The organism is Synechococcus sp. CCY9202, from assembly GCF_034931685.1.
Taxonomy (GTDB): Bacteria; Cyanobacteriota; Cyanobacteriia; order PCC-6307; family Cyanobiaceae; genus CBW1002.
The window spans coordinates 42,344-59,934 of record NZ_JAYGID010000081.1 but is presented as its reverse complement, the minus strand read 5'-3'; the positions used below and the strand labels follow the sequence as shown (position 1 = coordinate 59,934).

The window sequence follows — 17,591 nt, the reverse complement described above, 5'->3', positions numbered from 1 at the left end:
AATGCCTTGCAGTCAGGCCAACGATGCCGAAATCGGTCTGTTTGCGGATCTGATAGCCACCGATCCGACTTTTTGAGCCAGAAATCCACTGATGCCTGTGGAAAACGGGCTCGTGGGTTGGTTTTTCTGCAAACTCTTAAGATGGATCATTGGCTTAGTGACTATATGTTTTTGTCAACTTCTAAATTGCTTCTGGCTCAGACCGTAAGGAATTCCTCGACCACAGCATCGGAGAGCTGATCCGTGGGCCCACTGGAAACAATGCCACCCCGCTGCATCGCATAGTAAAAACTTGACTGACGCACAAAATGCAAATGTTGCTCCACTAACAAGACACTGATACCTGTTTCTTTCATGATTCTCTGCACAGCTCGTTCAATATCCATGATGATGGATGGCTGAATTCCCTCAGTAGGCTCGTCAAGCAAGAGGAGCTTTGGCTTGCCCAGCAGAGCCCTGGCAATAGCAAGTTGCTGTTGCTGGCCTCCGCTGAGATCGCCACCCTTTCGGCTCAGAAATTTTTCAAGGATAGGGAAAAGATCAAAAACCAAAGGGTCGATATGTCTATTTTTACCAATTCCTCCTGGCAAAGCTTCCATGCCGAGCAACAAGTTCTCCTTCACTGTCACTTGGGGGATTATGTCACGACCTTGTGAGACATATCCAATGCCAGCACGGGCACGACGATAGGGTGGCTCAATCGTGAGATGTTTGTCGCCATATTGAACAGTGCCTGAACGTTGCTGCAATAAGCCAATGATGGTTTTAAGAAACGTGGTTTTACCAACACCATTTCTACCAATCAGGCAGACCATTTCTCCTTCCGGAACCGAGAGATCAACATCACGAAGGATGTGACTCTGGCCATAGTAGACATTCAGATCAGAAACATGAAGAATTGGTTGGGCGCTCATGGCTTTAGGCTAGGCCTCTGGATTGAATAACTAAAAGGGAATCAGTCGTCGGCTTGGCCGAGATACACCTCAATGACACGTGGGTCCTGCTTTACTTGATCCAAAGGACCCTCAGTGAGGAGTTGACCTTGGTGAAGCACCGTAACAGGAGCATTTAAATCGCGGATAAATTCCATATCATGCTCAATGACGACCACGGTATGATCACCGGCCAAAGATTTGATTAGTTCAGCAGTGCGAAAAGTTTCCTCATCAGTGAGCCCTGCAACGGGTTCATCGAGCAGCAAGACTTCCGGAGACTGGGCTACGAGCATGGCAATAGCCAACCACTGCTTTTGACCATGAGACAATGAACCTGCTTGAGTGGAAGCAAACGGTGAAAGACCCACATAGCTCATCAATCGTTGAACCTCATCCTTGGAAGGAGTTGGCAGACGATCGACAAGCAAGCTGAACGCGTTCTTTTGTGGAGAGGCTGAAAGCTCAAGATTGCGTTGGACAGTCAGATTCTCAAAGACTCGAGGAGTCTGAAATTTGCGGCCGATACCATCTCGAGAAATCCGCTGCTCCGAGAGTCCAATCAGTGACTTACCCTTGAAAGTTACCGACCCCTTGGTGGGACGAACTTTTCCGGTGATTACATCCAAGAAAGTAGTCTTTCCGGCACCATTTGGGCCAATGATTGACTTGAGCTCTCCCTTTTGAAGAGTGAGACTGAGATCAGTAAGTGCGTAGAAGCCATCAAAGCTCACGCTAACGTCCTTGAGCTCAAGGAGTGGTTTGGTCATGGACTTTGGCTGCAATTGAACGATTAGGATGGAATCAACTTTTTTTGTTAGAGAATCCTGCCGAAGGACGTCAAGAGATATCAGTAAGAGCTGCTACCTCCTCATCATGCTGGGGATATGTACGAGCTTTCGGAGCAATTCCAAAAGCAGCAAGCAAACGACGGAAGCCGCCCATTGTGAACCACCCATAGATGCCGTCGGGCATTAGAACGACCACAAAGATGAACAAGCCGCCTTGAACAAACAACCAGAACTCAGGCAAAGCCTCACTCACAAGACTTCGCAGATAATTAACCAATATAGCTCCGATAATTGGTCCAACAAGAGTTCCTCGGCCACCTACGGCTACCCAAATCACCATCTCAATCGAGGTTGAGATCGACATGAATTGTGGCGAAACGATACCAGACTGGACGGTGTATAGAGCACCTGAGACGCCGCAAAGAGCCCCAGCGACAATGAACACGAGCGTCTTAAAGGGGACTGGGTTAAAACCTCCAAATCTCAATCGCTGCTCATCATCGCGAATGGCTATAAGGGCATCTCCAAACCGGCCGCTTGTAAAATAGCGACAGATAACGAATGCGACAGGCAGCAGAATCACAGTTAGTCTGTATAGCCAGAGCTGCATCTCGCCTGAACCGACCAACATCCCAAAAAGCTCTGTCGTGCTTGTCTTGAGGCCGTTGGTGCCGTTAATTAGTTTCTGCTGGCCATTGAAGAAGTGATAAAAAACCATCAAAGCCGCTTGGGTGATTATGGAAAAATAAACACCCTTAATTCGATTCCTAAAAATTAAATACCCTATCAATCCAGCTATGACTGCAGGCACGAGCCAAAGGGCAATCATCGTAAAAGCTGGAGACCAAAAAGGCTGCCAAAAGAATGGAAGCTGATCGACCCCATAGTTCTCGAAGAACTTAGGAATACCGTTACCACCAGCCTCACTCTTTGTAATGAGAGTGAGGTACATCGCGACAGCATAGCCACCCAAAGAGAAGAAGATTCCTTGGCCAAGGCTTAGAAGACCCGTGTAACCCCAAATCAGGTCAATGGCTAAAGCCGTAATCGCCAATGAAAAATAACGGCCAAAGAGGTTGAGCCTGAAGTCACTGAGGATGATTGGGAGTATGAAAAAGGCAATCGCCAGCAGGATCCAGGGTAGTAGTCGGCGGAAGATCTTCACTGCTGAGGCCTCCAAGAATGGACAAAAAACTGGGGATTGGATTGGAGTGAAAAGACGTGATCAGGCATCGACTGAACGCCCCTTCTGAGGGAACATGCCGTTCGGGCGGAACTGCAGGAAAACGATGATGAAGATAAAGACCAATACCAGTGACATGCTTGTGGTGGCAAAAAACTCGACAACTCCCTTTGCAGCTGCTGGCATGTCTGGGAAAACAATCAGCAGGGAACCTGACCCAACGACTGACTGAATGATCCCAAGAATAAGTGATGCCAATACCGTACCAAGCAGATTACCAACGCCACCCAGCACGATCACCATAAAGCAAGACACAATGTAAGCAGCACCGAGATTGGGTCCCACCGATCCCAGCAGGGTGATGGCACAACCAGCAACCCCAGCAAGGCCAGAACCAAGACCGAAGGTAATGCTGTCAACTTGATCAGTTGGGATGCCGAGACAGTTGCTCATCTGACGGTTCTGAGTAACAGCCCTAATCCGCAGCCCCCATGCACTTTTAGTTAGAAACCAAACTGTTGCAAGCAACAGGACAGCCGACAGCAATATGATGAAAATACGCAGTCCTGGCAATTCAATTCCTGCGATTTCGCCCCAACTTCCCTGAAGCCATTTTGGCGCGGTCACATCAATGTTGCGTGGACCAAACCAAGCGCTGGAAAGAGGGCGAATCGCGGAGAGCAAATTAACTCCAACCAAACCTATGCCCAAGGCTGCAGTCCAAAGCAATCCAGAAAGATATGGGAGAAGTGGGCGGTCGCCAACTTTACTGGAAAGCAAGCGATTGCCAAAATATCCAAGCAAAACGGCCAGAATGATGCCGAGAAGCATCGCCGTTGAAATACTGCGAATCAGCTGAATCAGGATCAGACTGACACCCCAGGTAGCCAACAGTGTTTCCAGTGGCCGACCATAGAGTTTGCGAATCAGAGTTCTTTCCAGCATCACGCCTACCAAGGCTGTGACGACAAAGGAAAGGACTAGGGCGAAGGGATAGTAGAATTCAAAAATAACCCCACCCATCGGGCGGAATACTGATTGGACTACGTAAGTAACGTAGGCCCCAAGCATCATCAATTCGCCATGCGCGAGATTGATCACACCCATCAAGCCGAAGACGATGGCCAGCCCGGTCGCCGCCAGCAGCAGCACCGATCCGATGCTAAGACCGTCAAGGATCTGAGAAAAGAAAAGTTCCAACGGAGTTAGGGGCTGATCGGAAAGTACGGGTCAAGTGATAGCTTGACCCGAACAGGTAAGAAGGTGGCGTGCAGGAAGGGAGCCTAGGCAACACGCAGTCCTTGACTGGCGACGATCCGAGAATCTGACCGCACCAACAAGACTATTTGCTGCTACTAGAATTATTCTGTGAACATAGAAGGGAGGCTTCATCAGGAAGCCTCCCTTGTTGATCACATTTTGAACTTACCGGGGTCGGGAACGTCGGTACGAGTCCAGTCGCAGGTGTAGCCCTTGGTTTCAGGAACGAACTGGTTCCAGGGAAGTGGAGGGATGGCCTTGCCGCTGTCTTGAAGGATCTTGAACTGACCTGTGGGCTCGGCCTCACCGATCAAGACACGCTCAGAGGTGTGGTGATTGGGATACATCTCAATCTCACCCTGAGGGGCGGCAAATTTGATGCCGATCATGGTCGCGCGAACCTTGTCGAGATCTTCGAAAGTTCCGGCTTTCTCGACGGCATTCTTCCAGAGATAGACCATGTTGTACGCCGACTCAGCGGGGTCCCCGACAACTCGGTCCGCGCCATACATATCCTGGAAGTCCTTAGTGAACTTCTTGGAGGCTGGGGTGTCCAGACTCATGAAGTAGTTCCAGGCGGCAAAGGTTCCAGCGGTGTACTCGGGGCCAATTTGACGAATCTCCTCCTCGGCGATCGAGAAAGACATGATGGGATATTTAGCCGGATCAATACCAGCTGCCTTGAACTGCTTGAAGAGTGCGACGTTGGAGTCCCCGTTCAAGGTGTTGATGATGATGCCACCATCTGGATAGGCCTTCTTGATCTTGGCAATAATCGGGGCCACCTCGGTGTTGCCAAGGGGAATATAATCTTCGCCGACAGTTTCACCGCCAAGAGCCTTCATCTGCTCTTTGATGATGGTATTAGCCGTGCGAGGATAAACGTAGTCGGAGCCTACGAGATAAACTTTCTTGCCAAGCTTATCACCATAGGTCTTCATTAACCAATCCACAGCTGGCTCGGCCTGCTGGTTGGGTACTGCCCCAGTGTAGAAGATGTTTTTGGAACACTCTTGACCCTCATATTGAATGGGGTAGAAGAGCATGTGATTTTTTGACTCATACACAGGCAGCATGGCCTTGCGGCTGGCTGAGGTCCAGCCACCGAAGACAACAGCGACCTTGTCGGAATCGATCAGCTTTTGCGACTTCTCAGCAAAAGTGGGCCAGTCAGAAGCCCCGTCTTCAACCGTGGCGACAATTTTGTAAGACTTACCATCAACCTTGACGCCCCCGGCATCATTGATTTCTTTGATGGCCATCTCTTCGACCTCTTTGAGGGTCGTCTCAGAAATGGCCATGGTTCCACTCAAGGAGTGGAGGATACCCACCTTGACTTCTCCGTCAAAATTTCCTGCAGAATCGCCGCCGCCGCCGCCGCCGCAGGAGACAAGCGTGACGCCGGCAACCGTCGCCGCGAAACCGGCAAACAGCCGCCTTGAGATTTGCTGGACCATTGGCTTTGTCAAGATGATGGGGATGCCGCAATGCTGACGGCAAGGCGGAACCTACCGATCGGGCCCGGCTCGCTGTGTATCCGCCGACACAGAAAATCTGGTGGCGTTCGGCATGTGTGGGTTTGCTGGTGAGGCTCTGGCAGTCGGTCTGCGCTGCTGGAAAAGCCGCTGTTGGCATCGACAGTTCTGGGCCCATGACAGATCCTCGGCGCACAACTACGACCTCGGCAGCTCCAGCTCAAGCCCCAGCTGATCTGGCGATGCCTGACCAGTGGTCCAGCCACCTTCCAGTCCGTGGTGACCAAGCGGCGAGAGTTGCGTCAGCTGTGTTGACGCAGATGGCCGACAGCTCAACTTGAAGCCGGGTCTGGGAAATCAACGGGATTTTGACTTGGTGTGACAGCCCAAGCGGCCAATCTCACCTGGGACACCTCATCGACGGGAATTCATGCTGTCGCAAGACGTCTCAGAGTTGTGTCGCTCAGGCAGGAGATGGTCGCTCCCTCCGCCCATCCGTCTGCTCTGAACCCCGAGGAGACGCAGATGGAGCTTAGATATCTGGTGCAGCATCGGCCCAGACCAGCGAAGAGATGACGGATCAGCCGGTGGGACAGGTGGTGGCACTCTGGCGCTATCCCGTCAAGTCGATGTTGGGTGAGTCGCTTGAGCGGCTCTGGGTCGACGGCCGCGGGGTCTGCGGCGACCGAGCCTGGGCGCTGTGGGACCACGCCACCTCCCGGGTGGCCAGCGCCAAGAATCCGCACTTGTGGAAGGAGCTGCTCGGCTACCGGGCCCGCTACCTGGCTGAACCCATGCCCGAGGCGCCGCCCCCGCCGGTGGCCATCACACCTGTGGGTTTCGCGACCAAAAATGTTGCAGTAAGCCCAGCCATGCCCGTTGGGGGAGAAGCCGATGACGATCATCTCTCCAGCTCTGATCCAGAGGTGGCTGAGCGTCTCTCGAGCCTGCTGGGACGTCAGGTGAGCCTGCTGGACCAGGCTCCTGCTGGCGCCAGTCTCAATCAGTATTGGCCCCCAGTCCCCGAGCGCGAGTTCCAGGACGTGGTGAACGAACTCGTTCTTCCCAGCGGCACGTTCTTTGATGCCTGCCCGATCCACGCCATCAGCACCGCCACCCTGGAGAGATTGGGTGCTCTTGCCCCCGGTCTCGATTTCGCACCAGAGCGCTTCCGTCCCAACCTGCTGATCGAGCCGGCCGATGGCTCCACGGGTTTTGTCGAAGCGTCCTGGATTGGCCACACCCTGCGAGTGGGATCTCAGCTGGAGCTACGGGTCGATGGTGCCTGCCCACGTTGTGTCGTTACGACCCTGGCCCAGGGGGACCTACCCCAAGACCTCGAGATTCTGCGGACCACCGCCCGTCACAACAACGTGGAGGCAGGCATTCGGCTCTCGGTGCTCCGACCGGGTCCAGTGGCGCTCGGGGATCCAATTGCTCTGTTGGGGTGACATCATCGCAGGGCAATCCCTGACAAGTTGGAAGGCCCTCGGGATCCCAGCGACGGCGAAGGTGCGTTCCGCAGGCCGGCAGCAGGGTTGGTCCAGAGCCGGAATACCCTCGCTGAACACCAGGCTGTCGCCCACATCCTTTCCGGCTCGATCACATTTTGAACTTGCCGGGATCGGGCACGTCAGTACGGGTCCAGTCACAGGTGTAGCCCTTGGTTTCGGGCACGAACTGGTTCCAGGCCACGGGCTTGACGAAGCCCTTGTCCTCGAGGATCTTGAACATGCCAGTTTTCTGGACTTCGCCGATCAGCACACGTTTCTCGGTGTGGTGGTTGGGCTGCACCGTGACCGTGCCCTGAGGAGCATCAAAGCTGACACCGATTAAGGCCTTTCGAACTCCCTTGTTATCGACGGTGCCGGCCTTCTCGGCAGCCTTGGCCCAGAGGTAGACCATCATGTAGGCGGATTCAGCCGGGTCACTGGTGACCCGATTATCGCCATACTTAGCCTTGAAGGCCTCGGTGAACTTCTTGGATCCAGGGGTATCGAGGCTCTGGAAGAAGTTCCAGGCGGCGTAGGTGCCTTCCAGATACTCAGGACCGATCGCCGCAACTTCCTCCTCGGCGATCGAGAAGCTCATGATCGAGTAGCCGTTGGCGGGGGTGATGCCCGCAGCCTTCATCTGCTTGAAGAAGGCCACGTTGCTGTCGCCGTTCAGGGTGTTGACGATCACACCGCCGTTGGGCAGAGCCTGCTTGATCTCGGCGATGATCGAAGCCACATCGGTGTTGCCCAGGGGCAGATAATCTTCACCCACCACCGTGCCACCGAGCGTCTTGAGTTGCTCCTTCATGATGGTGTTGGCCGTGCGCGGATAGACGTAGTCCGAGCCCACCAGGAAAAAATCCTTGCCCTTGTTCTTCAACAGCCACTCCACCGCAGGCTCAGCCTGCTGGTTGGGAGCCGCACCGCTGTAGAAGATGTTCTTGGAGCACTCCTGCCCCTCGTACTGGATCGGGTAGTAGAGGAAGTGGTCCTTGGCCTCGAAGACCGGCAGCATCGCCTTGCGGCTGGCGGAGGTCCAACCACCGAACACCACAGCCACCTGATCCTGATCGATCAATTTCTTCGCTTTCTCGGCGAAAGTGGGCCAGTCGGAAGCCCCATCTTCTTCGATCGGGACGATCTTGAGCTTCTTATCGCCAATCTTGAGACCGCCTTCCTTATTGAGTTCGTCGATCGCCATCAACTCGGCTTCGACCACCGTGTTCTCGGAGATGGCCATGGTGCCGGAGCGGGAATGCAGAATCCCCACCTTCACTTCACCGTCAAAACCGCCGGAGATGGACTCGTCACCGCCACGGTCTCCGTCACCGCAGGCTGCCAGGCTGAAAACAGCGGCCAGCGCGGTCGCGCCAGCAATAAGACGCAGGGGAAATTCCTGCATCACGAAGGGCTTCATAGAGGACTTCCAGAAAATTGACATGTTGTAAGACTCGTTGTTTTTGCAGACGGCAAGAAGCAAGTGGACTCAATCATTTTAGCCGCCTCTACTGATTGTTCAACCATCCATCCACCTTGAGGTTTGTCTCAATCCAAGTCGTCTCAAGCCAGGCCGGGCAGCTGTTGCAGCAGAAATCCTTCGACCCGATCGACGCCCTGACCGCTGTGGAGGTTGGTGAAACACCAGGGCCGCTCCCCCCGCATCCGCAGCGTGTCGCGCTCCATCACCGCCAGACTGGCCCCCACATGGGGCGCCAGATCAATCTTGTTGATCACCAGCAGATCGGATCGCGTGATACCGGGTCCACCTTTGCGCGGAATCTTGTCGCCAGCGGCCACATCGATCACGTAGATGCACAGATCCACCAGTTCCGGGCTGAAACTGGCAGCCAGATTGTCGCCGCCGCTCTCCACCAGCACCAGATCGAGATCGGGGAAGCGCTGCTCCAGCTCCTGCACCGCCGCCCGGTTGATCGAACAGTCTTCCCGGATGGCGGTGTGGGGACAACCTCCCGTTTCAACCCCCCGGATCCGTTCCGGCGGCAAGGCCCCCGCCTGGGTGAGGAACTGGGCGTCCTCCTGGGTATAGATGTCGTTGGTCACCACTGCCAGTTCCAGCCGTTGGCGCAGGCGGCGGCAAAGCACCTCCACCAGTGCCGTCTTGCCCGATCCCACCGGGCCAGCCACTCCAACCCGCAGCTTGCTCATCAGCTCCGGAACAGCCTCGAGTAGAGCTCAGCATGGCGCAACTGGGCCAGGGCAGCACCCACCCCGCCACTCCAGAGGGTCTGGGGATCCGCTTCAACGAGCCTGGCGGCCTCTGAGGCGATCAGGGGTGCCAGGGCCAGCTGCAGCCGCTGGGCGTCGGTGGAGCCAAGCGGCACCAGCCGCACCGCGGCACTGAGCTGGTTGGCGACCCAGCCGTACAGGTAGGCCTCCGTGAGCTCCGCGGCTCCGATCTCCAGCACCCGGCCGGCCTGGGCGAAGGCGGCGGGCCAGGCGAGATCCTCAGCGGGCACCACGAATCCGAGCGCCCGCAGCAGCTGCAGCAGCGACTGACCCATCTGGCGCTGCTGGGCCCGCAGCTCGCGGGCCTCCCGCATCGCCAGCAGCCAACCATCCAGCCGGAGCAGGGCGGCGGCATCCTCCATCTGCATCAGGCTGGACAGAGCTGCCGCCTCCAGCCGCACCGTGCCGCCGCGCAGCTCGGCCTCCAGCCAGGTCCGCACGGCGGCGGCATCGGCCAGGGTGCCCTGCTGCACCAGAACCTCCAGGCCTTCCGAGTAGCAGAAGGCGCCCACCGGCAAGGCCGGGCTGACCAACTGGTGCAGCCGCAGCCGGGCCAGGGCGGCGGCGGGATCAGCCGTCATGGCGGTGGCCATCGGCATGGCTGTGAGCAGCGGCATGGCTGTGCCCATGAGCATGGCCGTGTCCATCGGCGTGGCCGTAGGCGCCGCTCTCGGGCAGGAAGGGCGCCACGATCGCCTGCAGCATCAGGCCTCGGTGCTCCAGCAGATGGGCCAGCACCGGATCCTGCAGCAGCCGCAGTTCGCCGGGCTGGATCTCCAGCGCCACATGGCGGTTGCCGAGGTGATAGGCCGCCTGCAGCAGCGCCAGGGGGTCAGCAGCCCGCACCTGCAACAGCGGTTCCGGCGCCGCCTCCACCCGCACCAGCAGCTCCTCCCCCGAGGCTGGCGCCAGCAGCTCGCCGGGCTGCAGGGCCTCGCCGCGGGGCAGGTGCAACAGCAGGGGCCTGCCGCAGACGCTGTGGCGCCGGCCCCGCAGGCACTGGCGTTCCTCAGCACTGAGGGCCAGCCGCAATGCCGCGGGGTTGCCGCCGAAGAAGCGGCGGGTCAGCACCGGCGGTTGCGGATCTGGCGACAGGGAGGCTGCGGCGGGGATCATGGCGGTGACTCGCTGGGCTGAGTATCTCCACCCCACCCGCCAGCGCAACGTGGCACGGCCATGCCCGATTGCGCTTCAGCCTGGCCGCTGCAGACCCCGACCGCGGCTCGCTCCACCAGGGCTGGGCAACGGCACCGCTGAAGCTGCAGCGGGCCTTCCGCCAGGGCGACGGCCGCTGCGAGCTGCCGCTGCTGCACACCGCCGGCGGCCTGGTGGGCGGCGACCGCCTCACGATCGAGGCCGACCTGGACGCCGGCAGCCGCGCCCTGCTCACCAGCGTGGCGGCCCAGAAGGTCTACGGCTCGGTGGGACGCTCCCGCCGCGCCCCCGCCGGCAGCTGGGCCCGGCAAGACCTGCGCTTCACGCTGGCCGCGGCGGCGGATCTGGAGTGGCTGCCCCAGGAACTGGTGCTCTACGGCGGTGGACTGTTTGAGCAGGATCTACGGGTGGATCTGAGCGACGGGGCCTCCTTTCTGGCGATGGAGGTGGTGCGCCTCGGCCTCACCGCCGCCGGCGAAGACCTGGGGCCAGGCCGCTGGCGCTCGGCGCTGGAGATCCGACGCCAGACACCGATCGGCCCCCGCTGGGAGCTGGTCGATCGCCTTGAGCTGGGCGGAGCCGCCCTCGACAGCGTCCATGGCATGGCCGGCCAGCCGGTGTTCGGCTCGCTGGTGTGGGCGTCGCCTGCCCCCCTGGCTCCCGAGCAACTTGACGGACTGCTGGAGGACTGTCGCAACGACCGGAGCGGCCTGGAGGGCGACATGGCCTGTGGCGCCCTGGATCAGGGCCTGGTGGCCCGCTACCGCGGCCCCTCCAGCCAGGCGGCCCGCTTCTGGTTCACCCGGATCTGGCAGCGCATCCGCCTCAGCCAGGGTCTGCCGCCGCCGGAACTGCCGCGGGTGTGGCCCTTCCAGGAGCAGCCATTGCTGTCCTGCGGGTCGTGAGGCGCCATTCGGTTCCAGCTGAACCGGTCGAGTCCGCGGATCGCTGCCAGAGTGGAGCCGCCGTGCCGCCGCCATGCATCTCACCCCCCAGGAGAAAGACAAGCTCCTGATCGTGACCGCTGCCCTGCTGGCGGAGCGTCGCCTCAACCGAGGCCTGAAGCTGAACTATCCCGAGGCCGTGGCCTGGCTCAGTTTTCAGGTGCTCGAAGGAGCCCGGGACGGCCTCAGCGTGGCGGATCTGATGGCCACAGGCAGCACCTGGCTGAACCGCGAGCAGGTGATGGAAGGCGTGCCTGAACTGATCGACGAGGTGCAGATCGAGGCCGTGTTTCCTGATGGCACCAAGCTGGTCACCCTGCATGACCCGATCCGCTGATCGACCCTCACCCACCCCCAGCCGTTTCCTGTCCCCCCGCCGCCGCTGCCCACCATGGCCCCCCTGATTCCCGGCGAACTGCTGAGCGAACCCGGCACGCTTGAACTCAACGCCGGGCGGCCGGTCACCACCCTGCTGGTGGCCAACAGCGGCGACCGGCCGATCCAGGTGGGGTCTCACTTCCATTTCCACGAGGCCAACAGTGCCCTCAGGTTCGACCGCGACGCCGCCCGGGGCCTGCGGCTCGACATCCCGGCCGGCACCGCCATCCGCTTCGAGCCTGGCGACAGCCGCGAGGTGCAGCTGGTGCCGTTCACCGGAGAGCGCCAGGTGTTCGGCTTCAACGGCCTGGTGAACGGTCCATTGGACTGATCCTCCGTTTCCAACTCCACCAGTCCTCCGCCTCCCGGCCCTGGCCGGTCTCCCCCCAAGCTCCGGCCATGCCCTACCGCATCGATCGCCGCTCCTACGCCCAGACCTACGGCCCCACCACCGGCGACCGCCTGCGGCTGGCGGATACCGAGCTGATCCTGGAGGTGGAGCGCGACTTCACCACCTATGGCGATGAGGTGAAGTTCGGCGGCGGCAAGGTCATCCGCGACGGCATGGGCCAGGCCCAGACCACCCGCGCCGCCGGGGCCGTGGACACGGTGATCACCAACGCCCTGATCCTCGACTGGTGGGGGATCGTCAAGGCCGACATCGGCCTGCGCGATGGCCGAATCGTGGCGATCGGCAAGGCGGGCAACCCCGACATCAGCGATGGCGTCGACATCGTGATCGGCCCGGGCACCGAAGCGATCGCCGGCGAGGGGCACATCCTCACCGCCGGCGCGATCGACACCCACATCCACTTCATCTGCCCGCAGCAGATCGAAACCGCCCTCGCCAGCGGGGTGACGACGCTGCTGGGCGGCGGCACCGGCCCGGCCACCGGCACCAATGCCACCACCTGCACCCCCGGCGCCTTTCACCTGGCCCGCATGCTGCAGGCCGCCGAAGGACTGCCGGTCAACCTGGGTTTCTTCGGCAAGGGCAACGCCAGCACGCCGGAAGCCCTGGAGGAGCAGGTCCGGGCCGGTGCCTGCGCCCTGAAGCTGCATGAAGACTGGGGCACCACCCCGGCCGCGATCGACTGCTGCCTCTCGGTGGCGGATCGGATGGATGTGCAGGTCTGCATCCACACCGACACCCTCAACGAAGCCGGCTTCGTGGAAGACACGATCCGCGCCATCGGCGGCCGCACCATCCACACCTTCCACACCGAGGGGGCCGGCGGCGGCCACGCGCCGGACATCATCAAGATCTGCGGTGAAGCCAACGTGCTGCCCAGCTCCACCAATCCAACGCGTCCATACACGCGCAACACCCTGGAAGAGCACCTCGACATGCTGATGGTGTGCCACCACCTCGATCCGCGCATCCCGGAAGACGTGGCCTTCGCCGAGTCGCGCATCCGCCGCGAGACGATCGCCGCCGAAGACATCCTCCACGATCTGGGCGCCTTCAGCATCATCGCCAGCGACTCCCAGGCCATGGGCCGGGTGGGGGAGGTGATCATCCGCACCTTCCAGACCGCCCACAAGATGAAGCTGCAGCGCGGCTCCCTGCCGGACGATGCGGCGGGCCCCGGCGGCGGCCGCAACGACAACTGCCGCCTGAAGCGCTACATCGCCAAGGTGACGATCAACCCGGCCATCGCCCACGGCCTCGACAGCCAGATCGGTTCGGTGGAGGTGGGCAAGCTGGCCGACCTGGTGCTGTGGAAACCGGGCTTCTTCGGCGTCAAGCCGGAACTGGTGATCAAGGGCGGCTCGATCGTCTGGGCCCAGATGGGCGATGCCAACGCCTCGATCCCCACCCCGGGCCCGGTGCACGGCCGGCCGATGTTCGCCGCCTACGGCAAGGCCCTGGCCCCCAGCTGCCTCACCTTCGTGAGCCAGGCCGCCCTGGACGACGACCTGCCGCGGCGACTGGGGCTGAGCCGGCCCTGCGTGCCGGTGGTGAACACCCGCGGCGGCATCGACAAGGAAGCGATGCGCAACAACACGGCCCTACCCAAAATGGAGGTCGACCCCCAGACCTACGAGGTCTACGCCGATGGCGAACTGCTCACCTGCGAGCCCGCCGAGGTGCTGCCGATGGCCCAGCGCTATTTCCTGCTCTGACGCCTTCAGAGTGCCTGCTCAGACACTGCAATAGGCTTGCGCTGAAACCTTTTGCGGAACACCTGTTCAGGCGGCGATTTCCCGCTTGGTGGTCCGGCGGCAGGGCAGCAGGGGCGGCAGGGTCTCCAGCGGCTTCTCGAATCCCACTCCGAGGGTGACCACGAAGCCGGCGCGCACGAACCAGCGCAGCTCTGCCTGCATCACATCCACGCCGAAGGAGGGATGGGGCCGCACATCCAGGCGCATCCGCAGGAGCTGGGACAGGGGCATGGGCTGATCTTCCGTGATCAGCAGACAGAAACCACCCACACTCACATCGAGGATGTCGGCGAAATACCAGGCGGAGGCTGGCTGACCATCCTCATCCAGCACCTGCACGGCGATCGGGCGGCAGGCCTCCACCGGATTGCGGAGATGCTGGCGGGTCTCCTGCTCGTCGCTGGGGACGATCGACGGCTGCAGAGACGTGCCTGCGAAGAAGCTGCCTGGGTATTCCGGGGCCAGTCCGCCATCCGGCTCATTGAACGGGAGTATAGTGGCCCAGGGAAGTCATGACAGTGGGGTGCAGAACGAGAGCTGGCCAGGTGGTGCGGCGCTGTTTCGGCTCGGGGGTGTGCTGAATCCGCAGGGCTTCCAATCGACTGTGCTTCTGCAGGGAAAGGCATTCCCAGGAGAAGCGGCGGAGGGGAAGACACACTGAAACAGCCGGATCGTCACCCTGCCTCTGATGCGATGGGTCGAGCCGACGACCCTGGCGTTCGTACAGGACTGACCCCTGCACAAAATCAATTCACATTCATCTACAGGGTAAAAGCAGTCTAGGCGCAGCGCTTTGAAAAAACCTATCGCCTTCACAACGGATCAGGAAGCCAGTCAGGCAACCAGTAGCCCCCGGCCCCGGGCGACCCGCCTCCCACAAACCTCAGGAGCAGAGCGGGGCCAGGGCGGCAGCCTCGGAACGGGGCAGACGTTCGGCGTCGGTAACTGGATTCAGCTATCCACACTGTTCGAAACGAACCGCCTGGCGGAAAAACAGCGGAAGATGACATGAAGCTCCTGACGCCAAGCAGCCATTCCGTAGCCATTCATACTCAGAGGTGCCCCCGGCGCTCAGCATGATCCGGCAAGGTCAGCCGGAGCCGGGACATGTTTACCGAGTACAAACCCAACCGCGGCTACGACGAGTACTTCAGCTCCACCGATGAACCCCGGGCGGCGCTGCGGCCCCTGCTCTCCTCGCTCGGCAACCTGGGGCTCGAAGAACTCAACCGCAACCATGCCGCCGCCGGCATGCTGCTCAAGCGCCTCGGGGCGACCTTCCGCCTCAATGATTCCGGCAATCGCGGCGTCGAGCGGATTCTGCCCTTTGATCCGCTGCCGCGGCTGATCGCCGTCGGGGAATGGCAGCGGCTGGAACTGGGTCTGATTCAGCGCCTCGAAGCGATCGACCACTTCCTGGCCGATGTCTACGGGGACCAGAAGATCCTCAACGACGGTGTCATCCCCCGCGCCGACGTCGAGAGCTCCCAGGGCTGGCGGCCCCAGATGCAGGGCTTCGAGCTGCCGCTGGGCCGCTGGTGCCACATTTCCGGCCTCGATCTGGTGCGCGACGGCCAAGGCACCTGGCGCGTGCTGGAGGACAACCTCCGCTGCCCCTCGGGGGTGGCCTACTTCCTGGAGAACCGGCGCGTCATGAAGCGCATGTTCCCGAGCCTCTTCCAGGGCCGCACCGTCCAGCCGATCGACGACTACCCCTCCCATCTGCTGCAGACCCTGCGGGAACTCGCCCCCTGGACCGAAACGCCGAAGGTGGTGCTGCTGACGCCCGGTGTGTTCAACAGTGCCTATTTCGAGCACAGCTATCTCGCCCAGCAGATGGGCATTCAGCTGGTCGAGGGACGCGATCTGATCTGTCAGGACGACCGGGTCTGGATGCGCAGCACCAGCGGCCTGGAGGCGGTGGATGTGATCTATCGCCGTATTGACGACGACTTCCTCGATCCGGCGGTGTTCCGCAGCGACTCCATGCTGGGTGTGCGCGGCCTGATGGCCGCCTACCGCGCCGGCCGCGTCGCGATCGCCAACGCTCCCGGCACCGGCGTGGCGGACGACAAGTTGATCTATGCCTATGTGCCGGAGATGATCCGCTACTACCTCAACGAGGAGCCGATCATCGAGAACGTGCCCACCTATCTCTGCTCGCGCGACGAGGATCAGGCCTACGTGCTGGCCCACCTCGGCGAGCTGGTGGTCAAGGCCGTGGCCGAAGCAGGCGGTTACGGCATGCTGATCGGCCCCCACGCCAGCGCCGCTGAGATCAGCGAATTCGCCGACAAGATCAAGGCCGATCCCCGCAATTACATTGCCCAGCCCACCCTGGATCTCTCCACCGTTCCCTCCCTCAGTGAAGGCGAACTCTTCCCCTGCCATGTCGACCTACGGCCCTACGTGCTGCGCGGCAAGGGGGCCTGGGTGAGCCCGGGGGGACTGACCCGCGTGGCCCTGCGGCGGGGCTCCCTGGTGGTGAACTCCTCCCAGGGTGGAGGTTGCAAGGACACCTGGATCGTGGATGAACGCCAGGCCGAGGAGGCGGGCGCATGCTGAGCCGCGTCGCTGAATCGCTCTACTGGATCAACCGCTATGTGGAGCGGGCCGAGAACATCTCCCGCTTCGTGGAGGTCAGTGAAGCCATGGCGCTCGACTGCCCGCCCGGCAGCGCCGAACCCTGGCTGCCCCTGATCGACGCCAGTGGGGATCGCGAGCTGTTCGACAAGCTCTGCCCAGCGGGTTCACCCACCGACGTGGTGCAGTTTCTGGTGCACGAGGTCGAGAACCCCAACAGCATCGTCAATTGCATCGCCGTCGCCCGCGAGAACGCCCGCCAGATCCGCGAGGTGATCACCACGGAGATGTGGGAGCACATCAACGATCTCTACTGGACCCTGCAGGAAAACGAGGCGTTCTGGCGCAAGCCTCCCCAGGAGCAACTGCATGAAATCCGGCGGGGCTGCCAGTTGTTCTATGGCATCACCGATGCCACCCTCAGCCGCGATCTCTCCTGGCAGTTCAGCCGGCTGGGTCGCCTGATCGAGCGGGCTGATAAGACCACCCGCATCCTCGATGTGAAGTACTTCCTGCTGTTGCCGAGCCCGGAGGAAGTGGGGGGGGTGCTCGACGAACTGCAGTGGATTTCCCTGCTGCGTTCAGCCGGCGCCTATCAGATGTTCCGCCAGTCGAGCCAGCGGGCGATCGAACCCAAGGCCGTGGCCGCCTTCCTGCTGCTGGATCCGGTATTTCCCCGGTCGGTGCGTTACTGCCTGGAGCGCATCCACGACACCCTCAGGATCGTGCAGGGCCGCTCCGTGCCCGGCGCTCCCGATGCGCTCGAATGCCTCAGCGGCCTCACCCTGGCCCGCTGGAGTTACACCCGCATCGACGATCTGATCGCCACCGGTCTGCACGAGGCGATCGATGCCTTTCAGAGCGATCTGAACGCCATCCACGATCTGATCGAAGCGCGGTACTTCGAGGTGGCCATCCCCCCCAGCTCAGACAGCAGCGACAGCTCCGACGCCTGACCTCCCCATTCAGCGGCTCCACTCC

General features: G+C 60.6%; 17 protein-coding genes. 7 read left to right on the top strand and 10 right to left on the bottom strand.

Going from position 1 to position 17,591, the window contains the following annotated elements; genetic code table 11:
• Positions 1-197 precede the first annotated feature (197 nt).
• From urtE to urtA (VB777_RS11015), 5 genes are all read right to left on the bottom strand, one after another.
• Complete coding sequence (gene urtE, locus VB777_RS11035; protein WP_323248920.1) at positions 198-914, bottom strand: urea ABC transporter ATP-binding subunit UrtE; 717 nt, start codon at positions 912-914, stop codon at positions 198-200.
• Positions 915-955: 41 nt separating this feature from the next.
• On the bottom strand, positions 956-1,702 hold the full coding sequence (gene urtD, locus VB777_RS11030; RefSeq protein ID WP_323248918.1) for an urea ABC transporter ATP-binding protein UrtD: 747 nt from the start codon (positions 1,700-1,702) through the stop codon (positions 956-958).
• A 70-nt stretch (positions 1,703-1,772) separates the two neighbouring features.
• Positions 1,773-2,888, bottom strand: a complete 1,116-nt coding sequence (gene urtC / locus VB777_RS11025; RefSeq protein ID WP_323248916.1) for an urea ABC transporter permease subunit UrtC — start codon at positions 2,886-2,888, stop codon at positions 1,773-1,775.
• Positions 2,889-2,948: 60 nt separating this feature from the next.
• Entirely contained in the window at positions 2,949-4,106 is a 1,158-nt protein-coding gene (locus tag VB777_RS11020; RefSeq protein ID WP_323248914.1) for an ABC transporter permease subunit, read from the bottom strand.
• A gap of 212 nt (positions 4,107-4,318) precedes the next feature.
• Positions 4,319-5,623: an urea ABC transporter substrate-binding protein gene (gene urtA / locus VB777_RS11015; RefSeq protein WP_323248927.1), complete on the bottom strand. Its 1,305-nt coding sequence runs from the start codon at positions 5,621-5,623 to the stop codon at positions 4,319-4,321.
• A gap of 590 nt (positions 5,624-6,213) precedes the next feature.
• Here urtA (VB777_RS11015) and VB777_RS11010 point away from each other — a divergent pair.
• Entirely contained in the window at positions 6,214-7,092 is an 879-nt protein-coding gene (locus tag VB777_RS11010; RefSeq protein WP_323248913.1) for an MOSC domain-containing protein, read from the top strand.
• 151 nt (positions 7,093-7,243) lie between these two features.
• Here VB777_RS11010 and urtA (VB777_RS11005) read toward each other — a convergent pair whose 3' ends face one another.
• From urtA (VB777_RS11005) to ureE, 4 genes are all read right to left on the bottom strand, one after another.
• Positions 7,244-8,539, bottom strand: coding sequence for an urea ABC transporter substrate-binding protein (gene urtA / locus VB777_RS11005; protein ID WP_323248925.1), 1,296 nt, complete (start codon positions 8,537-8,539; stop codon positions 7,244-7,246).
• Between the two features lie 158 nt (positions 8,540-8,697).
• Complete coding sequence (gene ureG, locus VB777_RS11000) at positions 8,698-9,306, bottom strand: urease accessory protein UreG (protein WP_323248924.1); 609 nt, start codon at positions 9,304-9,306, stop codon at positions 8,698-8,700.
• Positions 9,303-10,001, bottom strand: coding sequence for an urease accessory protein UreF (locus VB777_RS10995; protein WP_323248911.1), 699 nt, complete (start codon positions 9,999-10,001; stop codon positions 9,303-9,305). Before VB777_RS10995 ends, ureG begins: the two co-directional genes overlap by 4 nt.
• Positions 9,955-10,500: an urease accessory protein UreE gene (ureE, locus tag VB777_RS10990; RefSeq protein ID WP_323248909.1), complete on the bottom strand. Its 546-nt coding sequence runs from the start codon at positions 10,498-10,500 to the stop codon at positions 9,955-9,957. Before ureE ends, VB777_RS10995 begins: the two co-directional genes overlap by 47 nt.
• A 68-nt stretch (positions 10,501-10,568) precedes the next feature.
• Between ureE and VB777_RS10985 the strand changes: the two genes are divergently transcribed.
• From VB777_RS10985 to ureC, 4 genes are all read left to right on the top strand, one after another.
• The gene (locus VB777_RS10985) at positions 10,569-11,444 is read left to right on the top strand and encodes an urease accessory protein UreD (protein ID WP_323248907.1); all 876 of its coding nucleotides are present in this window, start codon (positions 10,569-10,571) and stop codon (positions 11,442-11,444) included.
• 73 nt (positions 11,445-11,517) lie between these two features.
• On the top strand, positions 11,518-11,820 hold the full coding sequence (locus VB777_RS10980) for an urease subunit gamma (RefSeq protein WP_197158223.1): 303 nt from the start codon (positions 11,518-11,520) through the stop codon (positions 11,818-11,820).
• 54 nt (positions 11,821-11,874) lie between these two features.
• On the top strand, positions 11,875-12,192 hold the full coding sequence (locus VB777_RS10975; RefSeq protein WP_197158221.1) for an urease subunit beta: 318 nt from the start codon (positions 11,875-11,877) through the stop codon (positions 12,190-12,192).
• A gap of 68 nt (positions 12,193-12,260) precedes the next feature.
• Positions 12,261-13,988, top strand: coding sequence for an urease subunit alpha (gene ureC, locus VB777_RS10970; protein ID WP_323248904.1), 1,728 nt, complete (start codon positions 12,261-12,263; stop codon positions 13,986-13,988).
• Between the two features lie 66 nt (positions 13,989-14,054).
• Here ureC and VB777_RS10965 read toward each other — a convergent pair whose 3' ends face one another.
• Positions 14,055-14,438 carry a PilZ domain-containing protein gene (locus VB777_RS10965; RefSeq protein WP_323248922.1) on the bottom strand — a complete coding sequence of 128 codons (384 nt, stop codon included), beginning with the start codon at positions 14,436-14,438 and terminating at the stop codon, positions 14,055-14,057.
• A gap of 696 nt (positions 14,439-15,134) precedes the next feature.
• Here VB777_RS10965 and VB777_RS10960 point away from each other — a divergent pair.
• Together VB777_RS10960 and VB777_RS10955 are read left to right on the top strand one after the other, a co-directional pair.
• Entirely contained in the window at positions 15,135-16,592 is a 1,458-nt protein-coding gene (locus VB777_RS10960) for a circularly permuted type 2 ATP-grasp protein (protein WP_323248902.1), read from the top strand.
• Positions 16,586-17,566 (top strand): alpha-E domain-containing protein, encoded by a 981-nt coding sequence (locus tag VB777_RS10955; protein WP_323248899.1) that lies wholly within the window; start codon positions 16,586-16,588, stop codon positions 17,564-17,566. The genes VB777_RS10960 and VB777_RS10955 overlap by 7 nt, the downstream gene beginning before the upstream one ends.
• Positions 17,567-17,591 lie beyond the last annotated feature (25 nt).